The following is a 24,094-nucleotide window of genomic DNA, read 5'->3' on the forward strand; positions in this document are numbered from 1 at the left end:
AAATTAAGTCAAAAAAAGATGAATATTCAACACAAATGGAATTTTAGTATTGGCATCATGCTGTGCTTCCTGCTGTTTATTGGTGCTTGTAAAAAGGACAAAGTAGAAGTGCCGTCGGTGCCTTTTAAAATAGACAGCTATTACCCGAATAGTGGGAATGCAGGAACCCTGGTTTCCATCGTTGGAGCGGGTTTTGGAACCGAACTGGCTAAATATTCGGCAAGCATTTCCGGAAAAGCTGCAGAAGTGATCAGTGCCACGGAAAATACGATCGTTATCCGCATGCCGGAAGGCGGCGTAACAGGTGCACTTTCTATAAATTATGATTCGCGTAATTTTGACCTGGGGCAATACATTTATCAGGCATTAAGTGTAAAAACAGTATTCCCAGCCAATGGGCCTGCGGGCTCTCAAATTCGGATTACCGGAGCTGGTTTCAGTAGCACCACTGGACCGGCTACGGTTTTCATCAACGGAAAACCAGCATTGGTGGTGAGTGTGTCTGATCAGATTATTGTGGCTGAAGTGCCAGCAGAAGCTGGTTTCGGACCTATAGTAGTGAAAGTGGATGGCAAAGAAGCCAAAGGTCAGAACTTCACTTACCAGGCGATTAGCAGTATCAAACCCTTAACCGGTGGTAAAAACACAAAAGTAACCATCAATGGGGTTGGTTTTGAAGAATTACCAGAAGGCAACCTGATTGATTTTAACGGAACGAGTGCTATCGTTCTGGAAGCCACTAAAGAGAAATTGATCGTACAGGCGCCCGAGGGTGTGAATACAGGACCACTTTCTGTAAACATCAACGGACAAAAAATTGCCGGACCGGTTTTCAGGGTCGTAGCAGCACCAACGATCCAAGTCGTAACCCCATTGAGCGGCCCGAAAGGAGCGGAGATGACGATTTCTGGTGTGCAGTTCAGTGGCGTATTGGACGAAAACAAAGTCTTCATTAATGGGGTGGAAATTCCTGTTCAATCGGCTACTGAAAGCCAGATTAAATTGGTTGTGCCAGGTGGTACAGGAACAGGAGTGATAAAAGTAATCGTGAACGATCAGGCTACAAATGGTCCTCAGTTTAAAGACCAAACACTTGGTATCACTTCGGTGAGCCCGGATAATGGCTTGGCAGGAACAACGGTAACCATTAAAGGATCGGGCTTCAGCGCGAGCGCGGCAAGCAACAAAGTGTACTTTAACGGTTTGCTGGCCACGGTGAAAACCGCTACAGAGAACACCCTGATATTGGATGCTCCAGGAGGATTAAGCACCGGTGACTTAAAAGTAGTGGTAGATGGTCAGGAAGCGATAGCACCTCAGGATTTCAGAAGAGCAGGAATGCTGACACTAGCCGGTGGACCAAACAGTGATACTTTTGGAGGCTTCATGGCGGGTATCGCAGTAGACAATTCTGGTAATATTTATGCGGCCGACAGGATGAACCATTTGGTGAAAAAGATCACACCAGCAGGTGTAGTTAGTGTTTTACAGGCCAATGGCGCAGATATTGTTTTTGACACGCCTTACGGAATAGTCATCGATAAACAGGATAATATTTATGTGTCAGATATCGGTCGCAACCACATCAGAAAGATCACACCATCCGGACAAAATACGGTCTATGTTTCTGGCTTTGCGCCAGGTTTGATGACATTTGATAACGCTGGAAATATGTATGTAAATATTGTAGCTGCTTATGCAGGGATGAACAAAGTAAATACCGCAGGTAGTTATACGAAGATCAGCGGCCCATTCTGGCCAATGGCTAAGGCAGTAGTAGATGCAAATGGAAATCTTTTTTACGTAGATTCCAGTTCAAGCAGTAATAATGCAGTTGGGTGGATTCCTGCCGGAGCCGGAAATGAAAACTATTTCACAGGTAGTTCCGATGCTGGATTCCAGGACGGAGTAGGATTAGCGGCAAGATTTAACAGTATTTCGGGTGGATTGGCTTTATATGGCCCTGGTAAATTGATTGCTGGCGATAAGTATAATAACGCCATAAGAGAGATTGATATCGCCAGCAGGAAGGTTTCCACATTAGTAAAACTAAGATCTGGTTTTGCTGATGGTGCATTCACTGATGCAAAACTCGGTTCAATCGACGATATGGCAGTTGATAAAGACGGAAATATTTACATTCTGGATGCCCAAAATAAGGCGATAAGAAAAGTGTTTCTGAAGTAAAAGTTGAAACTTATCGGTAAGTTATCTGGTGAAACCTATAAAATCAAGCATAGTCTTTCCGAGGATAAAAATAAGTTGTCTTTAAGCGCTAAAAGGGATGAAAGCAATTTCATCCCTTTTTTTGTACCTCTGTTTTTTCCTGTCGCACAGGAGATGAATTCATTTGGATAGGATGTAGCCAATATCGGTTAACATCGGGTAGGTTTCTCGTTTGCTTAGGCGATAATTTTGGTGGATCACAACCACAATTAAACTTAAACCTAAAGAACCGAACAAATGAGCATTAACTGGACTGGGGTTTTCCCCGCTGTAACGACGAAATTTACAGCAAACGACGAACTGGATTTAGCAACATTCGACTTAAACCTGAGCGCACAGCTGGAGGCCGGAGTAAACGGAATTATTCTTGGCGGAAGTTTAGGAGAAGCTAGTGTGCTTTCCGATGAGGAAAAATTTACATTGCTCTCGCACACCTTAGCATTCGTAAATGGCAAAGTCCCTGTATTGCTGAATATCGCAGAAGGAACCACTAAAAGAGCGATTGAAGCGGCGCAGAAAGCAGCCTCATTGGGCGCAAATGGATTAATGTTACTTCCCTCAATGCGTTATAACGCTTCCGCAGAAGAGACGCTGAGCTTTTTTGGCGCCATCGCAGAAAGCACTGAATTGCCGATCATGATTTACAATAATCCAGTGGATTATAAGATAGAAGTGACCCTCGATATGTTTGAGGTGTTGACCCAGTATCCGAATATTCAGGCGATTAAAGAATCCACCAGAGACGTGTCCAATGTGACCAGACTGATCAACAGGTTTGGCGATCGTTTTAAGATTTTTACTGGTGTAGATCCATTGGCAATGGAAAGTATTGTGATGGGTGCCCATGGCTGGGTGGCCGGCTTAGTGGATGCTTTCCCAAGAGAAACCGTGGCGATTTTTAACTTAATCAAAGAAAATAGGATTCCAGAAGCATTGACCATTTATCGTTGGTTTTTACCGGTATTAGAACTCGATATCCATCCTAAACTTGTGCAGTATATCAAACTCGCAGAAGTAGCTACTGGTATTGGAACAGAAGCGGTTAGAGCGCCTCGCTTGCCTTTAAAAGGAGAAGAAAGATCTCGAGTGTTAAAAATTATAAACGATGCTTTAGCGGAACGCCCTGTGCTTCCTGTAGGGAGCTGGGGGATCAAAGCCGAGGTAGAAGCATGAGCGGCGCCACACTTTATGCCATCAATCCTGCAAGCGGAGAAAGGCTAGCCGGTACTTTTCCTAAGGCAGATGTGCAAATGGTAGAAGAGGCCTTAACTGCTGCGGAGCAGGCATTTCACAGCTATCAAACCATCCATAAGAACAAGAAAGCGCTTTTCTTACATGCGATTGCCGATGCCTTATCGGCAAATGGGGAGGAAATTGTGAACAGAGCGATGCAGGAAAGCGGACTTCCTTTGCCAAGACTCCAGGGAGAGCTAGGCAGAACGACCGGACAGCTGCGTTTATTCGCAGATCTGCTGGCTGAAGGTTCCTGGATTGATGCCGTAATTGATCCGGCAATACCAGAACGCAGTCCGATGCCACGTCCGGATATCAGAAAAATGCTGGTGCCTTTAGGACCCGCTGTGGTGTTTGGAGCCAGCAATTTTCCACTGGCATTTTCTGTTGCCGGAGGAGATACTGCATCCGCTTTAGCCGCTGGATGTCCGGTAGTTGTAAAAGCACACCCAGCACATTTTGGTACTTCCGCGCTTGTTGCAGATGCCATCCTTGCAGCAGCCGAGAAAACAGGAATGCCAACAGGAATTTTTGCCTTGCTTTTCGATGATGGTTATGAAATCGGTAAAGCATTGGTACAGCACCCACTGACGAAAGCAGTCGCCTTTACGGGCTCTTTCAATGGTGGAATGGCATTGGTTAAACTGGCCGAAGCAAGGAAGGAACCCATTCCTGTTTTTGCAGAAATGGGTAGTATCAATCCTGTTATTCTATTCCCTGAAATGCTGGACAGCAAGCCCGAAGAACTGGCCCGACAATTGGCTGCTTCGATTACCTTGGGTGCCGGACAATTTTGTACCAATCCTGGGATTATGTTTGCAATTGCCGGCTATAATCTGGGTCGTTTTAAATCTGCCTTGACGGATGCGATCTCTAAAACGCCTGCCGCAACAATGCTCAGCCCTGGAATCGCTGAAAATTACCTTAACCGCGCAAATGCCCTGCTGAAAGAGAAAGGTGTTTTCCTGCTCGCAGTAGCTGAAATCGCTGCTCAAAACCAGCATTTGAAAAGCCAGTCGCTTCCAAGAATCATCGCGGTAAATGGTTCAGATTTCATTGATAATGAAGCCTTGCAGGAAGAAGTTTTCGGCCCGCATTCCATACTGGTTTCCTGCGAAAATATCCAGGAATTAGAAAGGGCACTGGCTGCATTAAGTGGCCAGCTAACGATGACCCTCATGGCCACAAATCAGGACCTCCAAACCCATCAAAACCTGGTCAGCCAATTAAAATCCAAAACCGGAAGGATCATTTTGAATGGTGTACCTACAGGAGTAGAAGTTTGTGCGGCAATGCAGCATGGCGGACCATTTCCAGCAACGAACGACAGTCGTTTTACTTCCGTAGGCACTGATGCAATTTACCGTTTCGTGAGGCCGCTGGCCTATCAGGATTGGCCCCAGGAACTGCTGCCAGATGCATTAAAAGATGGAAATCCATTAAATATTTATAGAAAGATCAATCAGCAATTAACGAAATAACATGGCAAGTAAAACCTTTTTTTGCATAGACGCCCATACCTGCGGCAATCCAGTCCGACTGGTTGCCGGTGGCGGCCCGCAGCTGACCGGTAACAATATGAGCGAGAAACGCCAGCATTTCTTAAATGAATTTGATTGGATCAGAACCGGGCTAATGTTTGAACCCCGGGGACACGACATGATGTCGGGTAGTATTTTATACCCGCCTCACAATCCTGAAAATGATGTAGCCGTGTTGTTTATTGAAACCAGTGGCTGCCTCCCGATGTGTGGTCACGGGACAATTGGTACGATTACGATTGCCATAGAGGAGGGGCTCATCCAGCCGAAAACACCAGGAATCATCAGAATGGAAGCCCCAGCAGGATTGGTACTCATTGAATACAAGCAGGAAGATCAGAAAGTCACCGCTGTTAAATTAAGAAATGTGCCTTCCTATCTCGCCGGAGAAAATATGAGTGTGGAATGTCCAGATTTAGGGCTGCTGAATTTTGATGTCGCTTACGGCGGTAATTTTTATGCGATCATAGATCCTCAGCAAAACTTTCCTGGCCTGGAAAATTATACTGCCGGACAGCTGATTGGCTGGAGCCAGGTGATCCGTAAACGCATAAACGAGCAGTATACATTTGTTCATCCACTGGATCCTACCATCAATGGCTGCAGTCATATACTGTGGACCGGAACTACATTAGATAAAAGCTCAACCGCCAGAAATGCCGTTTTTTATGGCTATAAGGCGATAGATAGGTCTCCTTGCGGTACCGGAACATCTGCCAGATTAGCGCAGTGGTATGCCAAAGGAAAACTTAAAATTGGGGAAGACTTTATTCATGAAAGCTTTATCGGCAGCAAATTCATTGGACGGGTAGAAGCGGAGGTAGACCTCAAAGGGATAACAGCCATTATTCCAAGTGTGGAAGGCTGGGCTAAAGTTTTTGGCTATAACACCATCAAAATAGACAGCGATGATCCCTATGCTTACGGCTTTCAAGTGATTTAAAAAGAAGAACTACACAGGGAATTATTTTAAACTATACCTACGTTTATTTACAACAGCATTATGTCTAAGGTTTTAATCATTGGTGCGGGCATAATGGGGCTCAGCACCGCATATTATTTACATAAAAAAGGCTACGAGGTCACCATCATCAATAAAGGAGAAATCAGGGATTCCTGCTCATTGGGCAATGCCGGCATGATTGTTCCCAGCCATTTTGTGCCTTTGGCCTCACCGGGAATGATCACTCAGGGGATCAGGTGGATGTTTGACGCGAAAAGTCCGTTTTATGTGCGCCCTTCCTTGAATATGGATCTCCTGAAATGGGGGATCAAATTCATGAGAAATGCGAACCAAAAGCAAGTGTCAAAAGCAGCAGTTCCATTAAGAGACCTTTCATTACTCAGCAAAAAACTATACGAAGAACTCGCTACAGCAGAAAACTTTAAGTTCGAGATGAGTAACCATGGGATTCTGGCCTTTTATAAAACGGAAAAAGCAGCGGAAGAAGAGGCACATCTTGCAGCAAAAGGCAATGAATTAGGACTGGATATGGCCCTGCTGGATGCCGCCGCCTGTAAAGCCCTGCAGCCGAAACTGGATCTTGATGTACTTGGCGCCGTTCATTACCGTTGTGACTCCCATTTATATCCGGGCAAGCTCATTGCTGCACTAACCAGGTACCTGGAAAAGAATGGTGTCGAAATTCGTAAGGGAGAAGAAGTACAGGAACTTCAGAAAAAAGGCGGCAAAATCATCGCAGTACGCACTGAAAAAGGACTTTTGGAAGCAGACCATTACGTGCTGGCTACCGGCTCCTGGTCGCCGGCAATTGCAAAAACTGCTGGATTGGACATTTCCATTATGCCCGGAAAAGGCTATTCCTTTATGGAGCCGGAAATCGAAGAAAGGATGACCATTCCAGCATTGCTCTGTGAAGCAAGAGTGGCCATTACGCCAATGGACGGGGGATTGAGATTTGGCGGCACGATGGAACTGGATAAAATCAACCAAAGGGTGGATATGAAAAGGGTAAAGGGAATTGTAGAATCCGTTCCCAAATATTTTCCGGATTTAAATCCTTTATTGCCAAAAGCAGAACACATATGGTTCGGATTCAGACCTTCTTCACCAGATGGTTTACCTTATATTGGCAGAACTAAAAAGCTGACTAACCTGATTGTGGCTACCGGACATGGAATGATGGGCCTGAGTTTAGGACCTGCAACCGGCTTTCTGGTGAGCCAGCTGATCGCAGAACAACCTCCTGAAATGGATATTGCGATTTTTTCTCCTGATCGATAGTGGGTTGGTGTGCTGTTTAGTCAAAATATATAGCAGGATATTAACCGAAAAGTTTCTGCCCTTTGTATTAAGGGTGAATATTGGTAGCTTTAATTGCCAGACCAACCAAAATATAAGCTATGAAGGTATTGCCATTCACCATTCTTGTTCCGGACGACAAGAGTGTGATTTCGGAAATGATTGCCCAGCCTCATTTTTATCCCCATTTTCACCGCCATGATGAATGGCAGGTGACCTGGATACAGAAAGGAGAAGGGACCTTACTGGCTGGAAATGATCTCCATGCTTTTCAATCCGGAGATATTTTTGTGATCGGGGCAAAACTGCCGCACCTTTTTAAGAGTAACCCAGAATATTTCCTGCCTGATAGCCAAATCGAAATCAAGGCACTTTCCCTATACTTCAATCCGGCAGGATTAATGGCACCTTTGTTTAACCTGCCGGAGATGAAGCTCAGTACCGCTTTCCTTACTAAAATGAGGCATGGCTTTAAAGTTCCAAAAGCGATGAAAAATGAGTTTTACTCGAGAATTATAGACATCCACAATGCAGGCGGATCGAATCGGCTGCATCATTTCCTGGAATTCTTAGACCGCTTAAATGCAAGCAGCGAAACAGCAGCATCACTCTGTTCCAATCTTTATTCCCCTGATTTTTCGGAATCTGAAGGCATGCGCCTGAGCAAAATCATCAATTTTATTACGCTGAATTACAACCATCAGATTTCCCTGGAAGATGTAGCAGATTCCGCATGTATGACCAGACAAGGATTCTGTCGCTATTTTAAAAAGCATACTGGGCATACCTTTGTTTCTTTCTTAAACGAAGTAAGGGTAAACGATGCCTGTAAAAGTCTGGTGCTGGGGGAAAGCTCGGAAAGTATTTCCGGAGTCGCATTTAGAGTGGGCTTCAATAGCATTACTAATTTCAACCGGGTATTTAAACAGGTGATCGGGCAAACCCCTCGTGATTATGTGGACCGATACCGACAAATCAGCCGTGTGAACTATGCGGGCGCATAAAAACTATAATAGGTTTTTACCGCGTTGGGTAAACAGATGCCAAATTTCACACCATTAGCAGTCGCTTCTTTTCCGATGGCGCTAGTCGCCTTTTAAGTCATTAGGAGGAGAAAGATAGGATAAAAAAATTTGTATTTCATTTTTGTTGGGGAGCTTACAAATCTTACGTTTGGCAACTTTGTTGCATTTATCTTGTTTGTTATGAAATAATAATGCAACTTTGATGCAGTTGTGAGAAGAAGCAAAAAACAAATACAGTTCAGATTAAAGCAGGGGGTATCCTTACTGATGGTCTTGCTGTTTTTATGTATTGCTGCTGCTCCGATTTTACACGAACATACGGCAGTTGATAGTCGTCATCAAGAAAATAACAATCCAGAGCCAAATAGCAGACAAGAACAATTACAGCTTTCAGATAAATGCTCCGTTTGCGATTATTACCACCATATCCAGGGTAAGCAAATATTCTCCCATTACCTTATGGAGTTACCTTCGGTGTTTTCAAAATTAATCAGCACCATTCCGCATCGCTTCACCAGGAACTATAAAATCACAGTTCAGGGTTTTACCAATAAGGGACCACCCCAAACGGCCTAATTTTCTGGCCGCTTTCTAGCGGTCATTTGCGATCTAAATTATTCTTAATCCGGATGATGAGTTTTTGCAGACCTATTTAAGGTCCCTAAGTTTCTGCGCATCCCTTTTTTCCAACATTTTCAATTCCATGAAGAAATTCTACAGGTTATTCCTATGCTTTTTAATTTGCAGTGTCCCGATTTTCATTTGCAGCCCTGCGGTTTTTGGACAAAGCCATCAGACTGTTCAAGATACTACGTTAAAGCCTCAAAAAAAAGCTCCAAAACAGCTGAAAGAAGTTATCATTAAAGACCGCCGGCAACAGCTGCGCAAGGAAGAAGAAGCTTTAAATATAGAAATTGTGAACAGCGGTTTTATACAGCGCAACCTGGGTGGAAGTTTAATGAAATCCCTGGAGCGTTTGCCGGGAATTAAAACCATCGGCATTGGTTCTGGTCAGTCTAAACCACTTATCCGCGGACTAGGTTTTAATCGGGTATTGGTAGTTGATCAGGGATTGAAACATGAAGGACAGCAATGGGGGGCCGATCATGGATTGGAGATCGATCAGTTTGCGCTTGGCGAAGTGGAATTGATTAAAGGGGCTGCCTCATTTAGGTATGGCTCTGATGCAATTGCCGGAGTAATAGACCTTAAACCCCAAAGCATCCCCGCTAAAAATTCATTGGGCGGATCGGTAAATGTTCTGGGCAAAAGTAACAATAAGCTGTACGGCAGCTCCGTAAACCTCAACGGACGTCAGGAAAATTGGTTTTTTGATGCCCGGCTTACTTACCAGAATTATGGAGATTACCGCGTGCCCATCGATACAATCTTCGTTTATGATTATGCAGTAAAATTGCAGGACAGACAATTGCGCAATACCGCAGGCAGAGAAACGGCTATACACTATACGACTGGATATATTGGCCAGCGTTTCAAATCCCTGGTTTACCTTAGTAATGTATACAGCAAAAGCGGGTTTTTCGCCAATGCACATGGCTTGGAGCCGAGAAATGTAGACGAAGAAATGCACGATGCCTCCAGCAGGGATATCCAAATGCCCAGTCAGGAGGTGAACCATTTTAAGCTGATCAACAGGACAGAATACCGGGTCAATGCACATCAGTTTTTCTTAGATCTGGGTTATCAGCGCAACTTCCGACAAGAGTTTAGCCAGTATGTGAACCATGGTTTTATGCCGCCAGTATATCCCGATACGATGTCGATTGCTCCGAATCTGGAACGGGAGTTTGACAAACAGGTATATAGTTTCAATTTAAGGGATAAGCTGTTATTTGGGAAACATGAATTCACGACTGGGCTCAGTGCGGAATATCAGCAAAACACCATCAACGGCTGGACTTTTTTAGTGCCTTCTTTTAAGCAGGTTTCGGCAGGGATTTTTGCGTACGATAAGTATAGAATAAATGATGATTTCTTGCTTCATGGCGCTTTAAGGTATGATTTTAGCCATCTCCATATGTTCAAATATACAGATTGGTTTGCCTCGAAGCGTACCGCTAACGCGCCTGCTGCCTTTGAAAAACTGGTACGTTCGGAAGACCTGAGCCGGACATTTCACAGCCTGGTTTGGTCGGCCGGATTGAATTATAACCTGGAGCAATTTTCCTTGAAAGCCAATGTGGGTAAAAGTTTCCGGATGCCAATTGCAAAGGAACTCGGCGCTAATGGGGTGAATTACCATTATTTCAGTTTTGAAAAGGGAGATCCTAGGCTCGATGCTGAACATTCTTATCAGGCAGATTTAAGTCTGGGCTGGACGGCTGATAAATGGTCAGTATTGCTCAGCCCATTTTACAATTATTTCCCGAATTACATTTACTTAAATCCGACGTCCAGACACGACGATTATTACGGTGCGGGGAATCAGGTTTTCCAATATGCGCAGAGTAAAGTGCTTCGTTATGGGGGAGAGCTGCAGCTCAAATTGAAACTTCTGAAAACCCTGACTACTTCTTTTTCTGGAGAATATTTATACGCACGGCAATTGTCGGGGGACAAGAAAGGGTACACGCTTCCATTTTCTCCTCCTGCCTCGGCATTGTTTAACCTGAGCTGGTCGCCAGTGCTTAACGAACACTTCCAAAAGACTTATTTTTCTATAGACTACAGGCTGACTTCCAGTCAGCATAACATTGTTCCGCCAGAAAAGAAAACACCAGGATATGGTTTGATTGACCTGCAGATCGGAACGGAATTGTGGTTCCAAAAGCAACCTGTATTGGTCAGTCTGCAAGCACAGAATCTGATGAATACACGCTACCTGAACCACACCAGTTTTTACCGCTTAATCGGTCTTCCGGAATCCGGCAGGAACCTTATTATCTCTATAAAACTCCCTTTTAATATTCCATTTCACAAATCATAAACCAATAAATGTACACTTACAAAAGGTTAAACACCGGCAAATTATTAAACATGAAAACAACTAAAATGATGGCCATGCTGCTTTTCTTTTTCATAGCTTTTTCGGCATGTAAAAAGGAGAAGGAGCGGATAGAACTGGCCAAACCGACTGCCGATAATATAGAGATCGGTACTGCGAACAATAAACAAGCGCTAAGGGGAAGAGATTTCCATTTTAATGCAGCTGTAATTGCGGCGAGTAAAATAAAGGCGGTACAGCTTAGAATCCTGCAGAAAAGTACGGAAAAGTATAGCAATACCTGGAAACTGGAGTTCGACTGGCAAGAATACATCGGCACAAAAAACACGAATGTGCACCAGCATTTTACGGTGCCTGCGGAAGCACCTGAAGGAAAGTATGATTTCTTGTTTATTGTACAGGATGAAAACGGTACAAAGCTAGAAATCAAGGAAGAAATTACCATTACCGATCCTACAAATATGCCCGTAGATCCTGTCATTGGCCGCGATATGATCTCCCGCAATGAGACCATGCTCAGCCAATCAGCGGACAAAAGTCATGGGCATCCGGGAAGTATAACCTGGTGATTTTGTATAAAAATACGACCTATAACAGAAGTGTGTACAAGGTGATTCCAATCACCATAGATTATAAATAACGATGAGGATAAATGTAAAGAAACTGAACCTGTTGGTTGGTGGTTTGTTTTTGGCTGCAGCGCTGAGCAATTGCAGTAAAGATAAGGCAGAGCCGATAGATACAACTTACCCGGAAATTAATACAGATAGTCCGACTGCATTTCCAAAGCAGTGCGGTGTGCTGAAAAGAGGAGAGAAGTTCTCCTTTAAAGCACTGCTGAGCGATAATAAAGAACTAGGCTCAGTGAGTGTAGACATTCATCATAATTTTGACCACCATACCCACAGTACAGAATTGCAAGAATGTGACATGGCACCGGTAAAGCAAGCGGTAAAGCCATTTTTACTGATTAAGAATATCGCTATTCCAGCCGGACTGAAATCTTATGAGCTGAACACAGAGATTGATGTTCCTGCCGACATAGATCCAGGAGATTATCATTTTATGATCAGACTTACGGACAAGGAAGGCTGGCAGACGATCAAAGGACTGAGCATCAAAATTAATTAATCATGGCTAAGAGGCCTTACCATATTCATCTGTAAGGCCTCTTTTTTTATACTTAAAGCAGTAAACAATTATCGCTATCCAGGCGATTTTATGTAAAGGACTTAGTTTAGTCATGTCTAACGATAGTTATTCCTTCTCCTAAACAGCAAACAGCCCAAAGCAACGATCGTACAAGTCCACATCGTGAATACCATCGGGTAAGCAGTGTTATTATGGAGTAAACTTAAAACCGAAGTAATCAGGAAAGCCGATAAATAACTCAGTGAGCCGATCAGTGCTGATGCTGAACCTGAAAACGCAGGTAAGGAAGCCAGGTATAAAGCTGTTGTATTTGGTAAAATCAGACCCAGCATCGATAAGAATAGAAAAGTAAAGGTCAGGAGCACATAGAATGGGCCATTAAAGTAAATCACTAAGATCATCCCCAGTCCGGTAATCAGCTGAAAGATCAAGGCATATTTTGTGATGACTTTGACTTCAAAATATTTCAGCAACCTCGTATTGATGATACCTGTGCAAATAATCCCTACGGCCAGCAAAGAAAAGATAAAACCAAATTGTTTCTCGCCGATGGAATAGATTTGAGTAAATACAAAAGGAGAACCGGTAATCATGGCAAAGGCAGCACTGTTACTTACCGCTCTCACTAAAGCATAATTGACAAAGGAAGGGCTTTTGATACATTGGCTGTAACCTTTTCGGATGCCTTTAAAATTTAGTTTCTTGATGACGGTACCGGGTTTTCCATCTGGCAGCACCGTTAAGCAACCCAATAAACCCATTCCTGAAAGCAGGGCCATAATCAAGAACAAGTACTTCCAGGTAGACTCATCAGAGAGCAGACCGCCAACCATAGGGGCAAGAATGGGCGAAACCCCCATCAATATTTGTAGAAGTGTGAAGACATGTGCCGCGCGATTACCCTTATATAAATCATTGACCAATGCTCTGGAGATTACCTGACAGGCGCTTCCTGCCAAGCCCTGTAGGAATCGTAAGGCCAATAATAGGGGGAAAGAGCTGGTCAGCATACAAGCTACACTGCATAAAATGTAAACTGTCAAGCCTATTTTTAAGGGTAATTTTCTACCCCATATATCAGAAAGAGGACCAATAAACAACTGACCAAATGACATCCCGAATAGAAACAGCGTTACTGTAGTTTCCATCCGCACCATTGGTACTTTAAAATACGAAGACATCACACTAAAAGCGGGTAAATACATGTCAATGGAAATAGATCCTATAGCCGTTAAAATACCTAGGGTGAGTGTAACGAGTACTGGGTGCAGATTGCGCTTTTGCATGGTGAAATAGTCATTTGTATTCTGCAAAACTAAGCTTACATTGGTTCCGTAGAAAGAGCCATTATGTAAGTAATTTATGGAGCCACTTTATGAGCAAAATATCGCCTGAAATCCTGCTGACTTTCATCCATCTAGATCGCACACTTAAAACACCGCTTTACATTCAGTTGTATGTTGCGATGAAGCAGGGCGTATTTGAGGGAATGCTGAAGCATGGCGACCGCATGCCTTCTACCAGAAGCCTGGCGGCAGAATTTAGTATTTCCAGAAATTGTGTGTTATTGGCTTTTGAACAGCTGACACTCGAAGGTTTTCTAAACGGTCAAACAGGTAATGGTACTTATGTTTCTGAGCAAGTCAATGAACTAAAACCTGATAACAGGAAATCTAAGCAGCATGTATCCCCGGAAGAAAAAGTTTTGCAACCAGTTGAGATGACTGATCTTCCTTCACATACAAAATATGTGCTCAACTATGTGGGGCAGGAGGCAATGCTGCCATTTCAACCTTCTACGCCTTCTCTGGTTGATTTTCCATTCCAGATCTGGGCGAGAATTGCGGCCAATGTGTACCGGAATATTCATCAGCTGCATTTGGGATATGATAGTGCGCAGGGGTATTTGCCATTGAGGGAAGCCCTTACAGATTACCTTCGGATGAACCGTTCCATCAGCTGCACTGCGGATCAGATTGTGCTGGTCAATGGCTCTAGTCAGGCGATGCACCTCATTGCAGAAGTGCTTTTAAAAAAAGAAGATCAATGCTGGATGGAAGACCCCGGATTTTTACGTGCGAAATCCGCTTTTGCCCGTTTCGGTGCTCAAATATGTCCGGTTCCTATAAAAGATTCAGGGATGGATCTGGACTATGCGATGGCAAATTTTCCAAGGGCAAAACTGGCGTATGTAACGCCATCACATCAATATCCATTGGGAGAAACAATGCCCTTAATGGAAAGAATAAAGCTGCTGAAATGGGCCGCCCAAAAGGACATGTGGGTGATAGAAGACGATTATGAAAGTGAATTCAGATACGTAAATAGACCAATACCGGCACTCAAAGGGCTGGATACTTTTGGAAAAGTGATCTATGTGGGTACCTTTAACAAGACCTTATTTCCTGCACTAAGAATTGGATACATGGTGCTGCCTTCAGCAGCCATTGCACAGCAATTTACGATTGCAAAGGCAGTTATTGATCGGCAGAGCCCGGTAATTGACCAGGCCATTTTAACGGAGTTTATCCTTGGAGGTCATTATACCCGACACTTACGAAGAATGCGGCTGATCTATCGAAAAGCACAGGAAGAATTGATTAGTTTGTTAAAACAACACCTTGGAAATCAGCTTCGGATTGCGGCAGCCGAGGCAGGAATGCACCTGGTAGCCTGGCTAATTACCAATCAGGATGGCACAGCCATTGCGCTCAAAGCTAGAGCAAGGGGAGTATTTATCTATGCTGTAGATGAGTTAGCGATAGATTTTAAGCATCCAAAAGCATTGATTATAGGCTTTACCGGATTTAGCCATCAGCTCATGGAAGCGGCAGTGCTCATGTTGAAAAGTATTTTAAGGGAAGAATAAATTCGACTATGATTTATTCCTGTTAGCACGAAAAATGATTACCTCTATGCTTTTGCTTATTCGCTGGCGCTCCATATCCTTAGCCATATTTGAGATGATCTCTATTTAATTCCTGAACTCTGATAGGAAATCAAACAGGGTTACCTCTGCTGGAATTTGAAGCTTTTTTCTGAGTCTGTAGCGACTGATTTCTACACCCCTTGGCGAGATCTTCATCAGCTGTGCAATTTCTTTGGTGGATAGACCCAGTTTTAAATAGGCCGCTAATTTCAAGTCGTTATTAGTCAGGTTGCTGTATTCCGCTTTTAAGTCCTCCAGGAAATTGGCATGTACCTTATCAAAGTAAATAGAAAACTGCTCCCAGCTTTCTCCGTTTTTTTCTTCCGAAGACAGTAATCTGATGATCTTTCTTAAATTATAGAGGTTCTCATCAGAAGGAATATTGGTATTCAATTTACTGAGGTCGTTTTTGATTTTCGTGATCAACTCCTGCTTTTGAACCAGGTGCATAGAAGTAGAGGCCAGTTCTGAATTCTTAATCTCTATTTCCGTGATGAGCCTTTCATTTTTAAGTTTAATGATTTCCTGTTCAGATTTATCGATTTCCAGCTGGTGCAGATATTTTAGGCGTTCCTGTTCTTTCTGGAATTCTTCCCGCTGTTTTGAAAACTTCTTTTGCTGTCTTTTATAGATTAAATACATCAGCCATACGGTAAGTGCCGCATAGAAAAAGTAAGCATAAAGAGTTTGGTACCAGGGCGGAAGAATCACGAAATCGTAGTTCGTTACGGAAGATTCTTCGCCGAAATTATTACGGGCTTTTACTTGAAAAGTATAACTACCATAGGGTAGATTGGTATAGTCTTTTTCGGTTTTTATGCTATACGCTGACCATTTGTTGTCGAATCCTTTCAGGTAATAGCTGTAGGTGATATTGGTCTGGTTTTTCTGTAATACTGCTGCAAATTCAAAATGGAAAGAATTGGAGCTGAACTTGGTTTCTGGAATGAGCTGCTGCGTTTTTAGGTCGTTCACTTCTCCGTAATAACCGGCAAAAAGTAGGCTGTCCGTCTTACCAATCGCTTTAACCACGTTGATACGCACTACCGGCTGACTCAAGCCTTTTAAGTATTTTTCATAATTGATATGGTAAAAGCCCTTTTGTGCGCCCACCAGAATATTGTTTCTATTGATGGGGTTTACATGTTCAAATCCGCTTGCTAGTTTGCCATTCATCTCTGGAATATAGATGAGTTTCGGTTTGCCATTAGAAAAATCACAAACCCCGAGTTTCTTGTCTTGCACAAACCAGACATTGCCATCTGGATCTTCTTTTAAATAGCGGATGTACAAGTCGCCGAAAACGGAATGGAATAATGGGGAGGGTTCAAATTGGTCGCTTTTCGGGTTGTATTCATAAATGCCTTTTTCTGTACTGACCACTACCCGGTCTTTAACCCGGTAAACGTGGTTATTATAAGTAGAAGGGAGTTGATCGGCTTGGGTATACAACCTGATTCTCGGCGCATTGGCTTTGCTGAGCTCAATTTTATAAACCCCTTTATAGGGTTGAGAAGCCCAGATTACCTGGTTTTTATCTACGGTAGTAAACCTAGCCGATTCATTAAAGCCTTCAATTTTTCCTATGGCAGCAAGACTGCCGTTTTTCTCGCCTAAAATGTCTATTCCGTTGTAATTTCCGGCTAGGATAACGGCTTGCTGCTGGAGCTGATAGCCTAGGAAGTTCCAGTAGCCTTTACCATCTGCCAACTTAATCGCGGTATTGCCTTTGACCTCAAAAGCACCTTCATGTTTCCCTAATAGCAGGCGGTCGTTCACGATGTTCATGCCCCATGCTTGTCCCTCGGTATTCGTTACGTATTTAAAATTATCTTGCAGCAAGCTAATGTCGGCACCTGGTTTTACCGGAATTTTGAACAGTGCACCGGATAGGCCAAGGTAAAGCTCGTTGTGGTACAGCATAGAAGTATGCCCAACACCTTCATTGAAAACTTCTGGATTGAGGTGTCTGATGGCATCATTATTTGCGATGAAATCAATGCCATTATTCAATCCTAGCCAAAGATTTTGCTGCTTGTCTTTCAGCATACTCAAGACTACATTGCTTTGAAGGCCTAGTCTCCGGGAAAAATTATAAAGAATGTCGCCTTTTTTATTGACGATATAACAGCCGCTGATATTGGTGGCCACTACCAGCATGTCGTCATTTAAGCGGAAGGCTTTGGATACTTGTTTGTTGCTGTATTTTTCCGACTGATAACCGGGTAGTTTGCTTAAGGTGTTGTTGCTGAGGGTGTACAGTCCGTTTTGCCAAGTGGATAACAATAAGGTGTCTGCATGATAGGCAGATATGGAGGTGAGCAGAAATCCGGCTCCGGGAAGAGGATGGTTTAAAAATGGAAGCCATTGCTTGTTTTTATATTGCAGCAGTCCCTTCTGTTTATCCTGTGCAATGAGGGTTTTATTGGCCATGCCTAGAAAGATCCATTCTGACTCATTCGGGTAGACAGTGATCTTATGATCAGCCAATTTAAAGATTCGCTTTCCAGAGCGGAAGAATACTTCATTATTTAAGGCCACAATGTCCCAGATGTCTGCAAAAGACCGGTCGGCAACAGGTATTTTATCAATCAGACTGTGGTATTGCAGTTTTCCATTCTCCACAGGAGAGAAATAACCGAAATCACCTTGTGCACCAACATATATCTTATGGTCATCTGCAATGGCCAGAGAGCGGACTATGGTTTTATTGGAAATAGGATAGGTCTTCCAATAAGTTCCATCAAAGCTGAGCAGCCCTTCATTATTTGCAAAATAGAGCATGCCATTCCGGTCTTGCTGGATCGCCCAGTTTTGTGTACCCGCGCTGTAAGCGGTTTTTTCATAATGACTGATATCCGGTAAGCCAATTGGATTTTGTCCGAATGAGAAGCTGCTGAAAAGGAAAAAAAGGAAAGTGAATAGCTGGTTTAGTCTGGTCATAATGGTGGAAATAAAAATAGCTATAAATTGTAGAGTTTCCTTGATGCAGGAAAAAAAACCTTGCTTAAAGCTATTTTTTCGAGGTATGATGTAGTATTGATGTACCCCTAAAAAGACTGTGGGAAGGAACACTTAATACCTTTACCCTTCAACAAACCAAATATAACTTTATGAAATTTCTAAAATCTTCGTACCGGGTGAAGACCTTGTACCTGCCGGTTTTGCTGGCTTCGTTTGTAATTTTCGGCTGTAAGAAAAAAGAGGGAGAACTTGGAGAAGCAGCAAAAGCTGCTTTTACAGTGAGCCCGGTTACAGGTAAAGCGAATACCTTTTTGCTGCAAAGTACTTCAACAAATGCTTACCGGTATCAATGGGATCTGGGCGATGGACAAGGACTTTCGGCAGGTGCAGCAAATAAGGAAGCTTACTTTCTAAAAAAGGGTGATTATAATGTAAAACTCTATGCTTATGGACAGGGTGGTTATGATGTGTCTACGGCAAAAGTGACGGTAGCCAGCGATGACCTCTCGCCAATTTTAAACAGTGAGACCTTTAAAAAACTAATCGCTCATTCCTGGAAATTGGATCCCAATTCCCTTGCGCCAATTACGGTAGGTACAGAAAATAACCCTGCTGAATACTTTGGAGGAGGTTCTTTAGCGGCTTGTCAGGCAGATGATGTCTATACTTTCTCCTTTGTAAACAATGATTTTAAGATCACTTACAATGCGAATGGGGCAACCTTTAACGCAGGAAATGTGCAGCCAAATTATGCTTGCGGGGCAGACCGTTCTTACAGTAATGTATCCTTTAACTATTCTACAGTAGTTGCAGGTGCTGGTTTAGCGACGATCACCCTTCCGGGCGCTGTTCCTACTCAATTTATCGGCGTGACTGATGTGAGTTCGAATAACTACAGGATCATCTCGATCACAGACACAGAAATGGTCCTTAGAGGCGGAAAAGCCAATGAAACTGTATTTCAGTTCCGCTTTGTGACACAATAACCCCTTTTGTTTAAGTTTTAAAAATAAAGAAATGAGAAGAATTATACAATTAGTAGTCTTTTTGATCAGTACCTGTTTTTTGCAGGAGGCCAATGCGCAGCGTTGGTCTGTATCTGGAAAGGTAACCGATCCAACCGGCGTTCCAATGCCCGGTGTATCTGTTTTGCTGAAAGGCTCAACTGTGGCCACTTTATCTGATGGAAATGGCAGCTATACCCTAAGTATTCCCGAAAAAAGTTCCATCCTGGTATTTAGCTATATCGGCTCGAAAAGTAAAGAACTAGCGATTTCAAAAGGAGGAGTGTACAATGTGACGATGGAAGATGCTGCAAACGACCTTAATGAGTTGGTGGTAGTAGGTTATGGCAGTCAGCGGAAGTCCAGCGTGACCGGATCGATCTCTACCATAAATGATAAAGAGTTATTGCAGAGTCCAGTAGGAGATTTAAGTAATGCGCTGGCCGGACGTGTTCCGGGGGTCATTACCAAACAGCCCGCAGGAGAACCTGGTGCGGATGCAGCTCAAATTTACATCAGAGGTAACGCTACTTTCGGCAATGCCACGATGGAGCCTTTATTCGTGATTGATGGTATCGTGCGTTCCTTCCGTGATTTTTCACAGATGGATGCGAATGAAATAGAATCGGTGAACGTCTTAAAAGATGCTTCTTCTGCCGCAATTTTCGGTGTGAAAGGGGCGAATGGTGTCGTATTAGTCACCACTAAACGTGGTAAAATAGGTAAAGTGACTGCGAGTTATACCATGAATTATGGGGTGTCACAAGTGACTAGATTGCCTAAAAATCTAGGTTCTTATGAATACGCAGTTTTGTTCAATGAGGCAAAACTGAATGACAATCCAAATGCAAGTCCTGAGTTTTCTCTGGAAAGATTGGATGGTTTTAGATCAGGTTCAGATCCTGAATTGTATCCAAATACCAACTGGATGGATTTAGTACTTGGTGGAACTGCACCAAGAATGCAGCACAATGTTTCCCTGAGCGGTGGTACAGAAAAGGTGAAGTATTTCACTTCATTGGGTTATTTGAATGAAGATGGTTTGTATAAATCTTTGAATTACAAGCGATATAACGTGCGATCTAATTTAGATATTCAGGTCACCAATACGACTCGTTTCTCGGTGGATTTATCCGGCAGAATGGAGAACAGACAGGCACCGCCTTCAGGTGGAATATTTGAACACACTTTGCGTAACCCGCCGATTTACCTGGCGAAATTTGCAGACGGACGTTTAGCTAGTCCGGGCTCTTACCCAAATCCATTGGCGATGATCTCAGAAGAAAGCGGTTACAACAGAACTTCCAGCAATTACCTGCTGAGTAATTTCCAATTGGTTCAGGACATTCCTGGGGTAAAAGGATTGTCGGTAAAAGGGGTGATGGCATTTGACCGTAACTTCAGCTACAATAAAACCTGGAATGCCTGGGTACCATTATATGTGAAGAATGCAGATGGAACTTTTGAGAGTTCTGCACCGTCAAAATCTTCGCTATCTAAAGATTTCGGTGAAGGACAATCCTTAGAGTTTCAGGCTCATTTAAACTATGAAAACCGTTTCGGTAAACATGGGATTTCTGCCCTGGCTTTATTCCTGCAGAAGGAAAATCAGAACAGCGGTTTGCGCGGCGCCAGAAACGCTTACACCAGTTCTGCATTGGAACTGATCAATTTTGGTCCTGCAGAGAATGAAGTGCTGTCTGATCGTGAAGATAAAACAGGTTTAAGAAGTGCTGCAGTACGTGTAAACTATGATTATGACAATAAGTACTTTATCCAGGGTAGTTTAAGACGTGATGAGTCTGAAAACTTTGCTCCGGGTAAAAGAACAGGCTATTTCCCGGCAGTATCCGCAGGCTGGTTAGTGACGGCAGAGGATTTCATGAAAGGGGTTAAAGTGATTGATTATTTGAAAATCAGGGGATCTTATGGTCAGCTGGGCAGTGATCGTATTCCTAGTCGCTTTGGGTATTACAACAGGTATGACTTAGTGCCAAATAACTATCCTTTTGGCGGTACTTTATCCAATGGTTTAACGCCAGGAGCAGTAGCGAATGCAGAGGTGACCTGGGAAACTTCCACTAAAACAGATATTGGTTTTGAAACTAAATTCCTGAACAACCTGATCGGTGTGGATTTCACTTATTTCAATGAAGAGCGTAAAAACATCCTGGCAACCAGAGGCCTGTCTGTGCCCTTATCTTTTGGTGCAAATCTGCCAACGGAAAACATCGGAAAAGTGCGCAACAGGGGGGTCGAATTGGTGCTGAGTCATAACAACCGACTTTCCAATAACTGGTCTTACTTCCTGAGCGGGAATTTGACTTATGCGAAGAATAAAATTCTTGAAGCTGCAGAAGCTTCGAATGTTCCTCCAGGGAAAAAAATTACTGGTCGCCCGAATGGTGGTCAATATGGCTATAAAGCGATTGGTATTTTTAAAGATATGGAAGATTATAACAACTCCCCTAAAACGAGTGCCTTCATGTCATCGACTGGGCCTGGCGACATCAAATATCAGGACATTAGTGGTCCGAATGGTGTTCCAGATGGAATAATAGACGATTTTGACGTGACTTATCTAGGTGGTGGTTCTCTGCCAGAAATCATGTACGGCATTAGTGGAGGTGTGAATTACAAAGGTTTTGAGGTCAGCTTCTTATTGCAGGGGGCGGCAAGATCTCAGCAGATGCTGACTCAGAATTCTGCCTGGGCTTTTTACAATAGCGGAACGGTTACGGAAGAGTGGCTGGACAGATGGACTCCGGATAATACCAATGCCAGCCTGCCTAGGTTGGGGCTCAATGCCAATGGAAACAATTATGTAACCAGCAGCTTCTGGCTAAAAAATGCGACTTACCTAAGGTTAAAGAACGTAGAAGTTGCCTATACCTTCAAGAATGAGTTTTTAGCGAAGCTGAAATTAACTGGAGTAAGGATATATGCAAATGGACAAAACCTGTTTACCATCACGGACATGAAGAATGTGGATCCTGAAAACACCAGCACTTTAGGTTGGTACTATCCACAGCAAAAGATCTTCAATTTCGGGTTAAATGTTCAGTTCTAAGCCCTGCGGTATAATTATTAATTCATATTAAATCAGCATATATTATGATGACTAAAAAAATAAAATGGCTAATCTGCTTCGCATTTGTTGCTTCAGTAGCTTATTCCTGTAAAAATGTATTAGACGTAAAGCCTACCAATTTCGTGTCTGATGAAGCAGTTTTCAAAGACATTACCCTAACCAATCAGTTCGTTACCAATATTTATTCGAGTTTATTGAGCGGTTTCGACCGCCGTGATGCCGGATTGGGACAGGATTGGTCGGTTGGTTTTGGCTTGTTAGATATGGCAACTGATGACATTGAAGCACACGCTTCTTTGAATGTAAACCTGATCCAGGCAGGAGACCTGAACAGCTCCAATTTTAACTTCTCTACAGAAATGTGGCAGGCCAATTATGCGATGATTAGAAAGGCAAATGTTTTATTGGCCAGAATCGATGCGGTGCCGACTACAGAGACGGCATTGAAAGCGAGGTTGAAGGCTGAAGGACGCTTTCTGCGTGCTTTTGGTTATGCAGAGTTGATCAAGGCATTTGGGGGGGTACCCCTGATTATCACGGAGCAGAAAATTTCTGAAGACCTGGAAGTACCGAGAAATTCTTATGAAGAGTGTGTGAAATTTATTGTAGCAGAGTGTGATGCTGCAGCGGCTGATTTGCTGCCGATCTATGCTGAATCTGACCTCGGTCGGGCCACTAAAGGTGCCGCATTAGCGCTCAAAGCAAGGGTTTTACTCTATTATGCAAGTCCGCTGAACAATCCTTCAAACGACCAGACGCGCTGGGCAGATGCCGCTAAAGCAGCAAAGGAGGTAATGAACCTGAATGTGTATGACACCCATCCTGATTTCTATCGTCTTTTTATGGACAAGCAGGGCAATAAGGAAGTGATTTTTGCGAAGAAATACGGCAGACCGGGCAGAATTCATGAAACGGCCTGGAAACTAGCCATGAGTATTGAAGCACCTTCTGTAATTGGTGGTGCCTGGGGTGGTTTTCATGCCACTCAAAACCTGGTAGATTGCTATGAGATGAAAGATGGTAAATCGATCAATGATCCTTCCAGCAATTATGTGAAAAATGACCCGTATAAAGATCGCGATAGCCGTCTGGACAAATCAATATTGAGAAATGGATCGAGCTGGAAAGGCGTAACCGTAGAAACTTTTGAAGGTGGAAATGCCAATAAAGCTTCTAACGGAGACCGTACCAAAACCGGTTATGGCTTGAAGAAATTCATTGATGAGAAGTATGTGACTGCTGCTGATGTGTATCAGGGTGCAGACAACGACTGGATATTTATGCGTTATGCAGAGATTTTATTAATTTATGCAGAAGCACAGAATGAAGCCGTAGGTCCGGATGGAACGGTGCTGGAAGCGATCAACAAAGTGAGAAAAAGAGCGGGTCAACCTGATTTAACGGCCATGGGCAAAACTCAGATGAGGGATAAAATCATCAATGAGAGAAGAGTAGAATTGGCCTTTGAAGAACACCGTTTTTATGATGTGCGCAGGTGGAAACTCGGTTCTACGTATTTCAATCAGCCGGTAAGAAAAGTGAAAATTGTTAAAAATAACGATGGTAGCTTTGTGTATACAGACGAGATTTTGGAAAATAGACAGTTCAAAGAACACTTTAACCTGCTGCCAATTCCTCAGATTGAATTGGAGAGAAACAGAAAATTAGTGCAGAATAAAGATTATTAACTATTAAATGGAT

Annotated in this window: 16 protein-coding genes; 14 read left to right on the forward strand and 2 right to left on the reverse strand. The window is 43.2% G+C overall.

Translation table 11 applies throughout. The annotated features are described in order from the left end of the window. Positions 1–18: 18 nt before the first annotated feature. From H9X96_RS20375 to H9X96_RS20420, 10 genes are all read left to right on the forward strand, one after another. On the forward strand, positions 19–2,187 hold the full coding sequence (locus H9X96_RS20375) for an IPT/TIG domain-containing protein (protein WP_187668052.1): 2,169 nt from the start codon (positions 19–21) through the stop codon (positions 2,185–2,187). A gap of 276 nt (positions 2,188–2,463) precedes the next feature. Continuing rightward, complete coding sequence (locus H9X96_RS20380) at positions 2,464–3,399, forward strand: dihydrodipicolinate synthase family protein (protein ID WP_187668053.1); 936 nt, start codon at positions 2,464–2,466, stop codon at positions 3,397–3,399. After that, positions 3,396–4,940 (forward strand): aldehyde dehydrogenase (NADP(+)), encoded by a 1,545-nt coding sequence (locus H9X96_RS20385; protein ID WP_187668054.1) that lies wholly within the window; start codon positions 3,396–3,398, stop codon positions 4,938–4,940. The genes H9X96_RS20380 and H9X96_RS20385 overlap by 4 nt, the downstream gene beginning before the upstream one ends. A gap of 1 nt (position 4,941) precedes the next feature. Continuing rightward, positions 4,942–5,943, forward strand: a complete 1,002-nt coding sequence (locus tag H9X96_RS20390; RefSeq protein WP_187668055.1) for a 4-hydroxyproline epimerase — start codon at positions 4,942–4,944, stop codon at positions 5,941–5,943. Positions 5,944–6,003: 60 nt separating this feature from the next. Next, positions 6,004–7,245, forward strand: a complete 1,242-nt coding sequence (locus tag H9X96_RS20395; RefSeq protein ID WP_187668056.1) for an FAD-binding oxidoreductase — start codon at positions 6,004–6,006, stop codon at positions 7,243–7,245. A gap of 119 nt (positions 7,246–7,364) precedes the next feature. Beyond that, complete coding sequence (locus H9X96_RS20400) at positions 7,365–8,267, forward strand: AraC family transcriptional regulator (protein WP_187668057.1); 903 nt, start codon at positions 7,365–7,367, stop codon at positions 8,265–8,267. Between the two features lie 231 nt (positions 8,268–8,498). Further along, complete coding sequence (locus tag H9X96_RS20405) at positions 8,499–8,864, forward strand: hypothetical protein (RefSeq protein ID WP_187668058.1); 366 nt, start codon at positions 8,499–8,501, stop codon at positions 8,862–8,864. Positions 8,865–8,991: 127 nt separating this feature from the next. Beyond that, the gene (locus H9X96_RS20410) at positions 8,992–11,235 is read left to right on the forward strand and encodes a TonB-dependent receptor (protein WP_187668059.1); all 2,244 of its coding nucleotides are present in this window, start codon (positions 8,992–8,994) and stop codon (positions 11,233–11,235) included. Positions 11,236–11,285: 50 nt separating this feature from the next. Further along, complete coding sequence (locus tag H9X96_RS20415; RefSeq protein WP_222943948.1) at positions 11,286–11,822, forward strand: DUF4625 domain-containing protein; 537 nt, start codon at positions 11,286–11,288, stop codon at positions 11,820–11,822. Positions 11,823–11,895: 73 nt separating this feature from the next. Continuing rightward, positions 11,896–12,384, forward strand: a complete 489-nt coding sequence (locus H9X96_RS20420; protein ID WP_187668060.1) for a DUF4625 domain-containing protein — start codon at positions 11,896–11,898, stop codon at positions 12,382–12,384. A gap of 116 nt (positions 12,385–12,500) precedes the next feature. On the opposite strand, the gene H9X96_RS20425 is transcribed toward H9X96_RS20420, so the two are convergent. Further along, on the reverse strand, positions 12,501–13,691 hold the full coding sequence (locus H9X96_RS20425; RefSeq protein ID WP_187668061.1) for a multidrug effflux MFS transporter: 1,191 nt from the start codon (positions 13,689–13,691) through the stop codon (positions 12,501–12,503). Between the two features lie 89 nt (positions 13,692–13,780). On the opposite strand from H9X96_RS20425, the gene H9X96_RS20430 reads away from it, so the two are divergent. Beyond that, positions 13,781–15,274, forward strand: coding sequence for a PLP-dependent aminotransferase family protein (locus tag H9X96_RS20430; RefSeq protein WP_187668062.1), 1,494 nt, complete (start codon positions 13,781–13,783; stop codon positions 15,272–15,274). A 105-nt stretch (positions 15,275–15,379) separates the two neighbouring features. Here the strand turns inward: H9X96_RS20430 and H9X96_RS20435 are convergent, their stop codons facing one another. Beyond that, positions 15,380–18,277 (reverse strand): triple tyrosine motif-containing protein, encoded by a 2,898-nt coding sequence (locus H9X96_RS20435; RefSeq protein WP_187668063.1) that lies wholly within the window; start codon positions 18,275–18,277, stop codon positions 15,380–15,382. A gap of 170 nt (positions 18,278–18,447) precedes the next feature. On the opposite strand from H9X96_RS20435, the gene H9X96_RS20440 reads away from it, so the two are divergent. The 3 genes from H9X96_RS20440 to H9X96_RS20450 are packed head-to-tail and all read left to right on the forward strand — an operon-like array spanning position 18,448 to position 24,081. Further along, on the forward strand, positions 18,448–19,284 hold the full coding sequence (locus H9X96_RS20440; RefSeq protein WP_187668064.1) for a PKD domain-containing protein: 837 nt from the start codon (positions 18,448–18,450) through the stop codon (positions 19,282–19,284). 31 nt (positions 19,285–19,315) lie between these two features. Continuing rightward, positions 19,316–22,372: a TonB-dependent receptor gene (locus tag H9X96_RS20445; RefSeq protein WP_187668065.1), complete on the forward strand. Its 3,057-nt coding sequence runs from the start codon at positions 19,316–19,318 to the stop codon at positions 22,370–22,372. A gap of 44 nt (positions 22,373–22,416) precedes the next feature. Beyond that, positions 22,417–24,081, forward strand: coding sequence for a RagB/SusD family nutrient uptake outer membrane protein (locus H9X96_RS20450; protein ID WP_187668066.1), 1,665 nt, complete (start codon positions 22,417–22,419; stop codon positions 24,079–24,081). Positions 24,082–24,094 lie beyond the last annotated feature (13 nt).

The organism is Pedobacter sp. N36a, from assembly GCF_014472395.1.
In the GTDB taxonomy this organism is placed as follows: domain Bacteria; phylum Bacteroidota; class Bacteroidia; order Sphingobacteriales; family Sphingobacteriaceae; genus Pedobacter.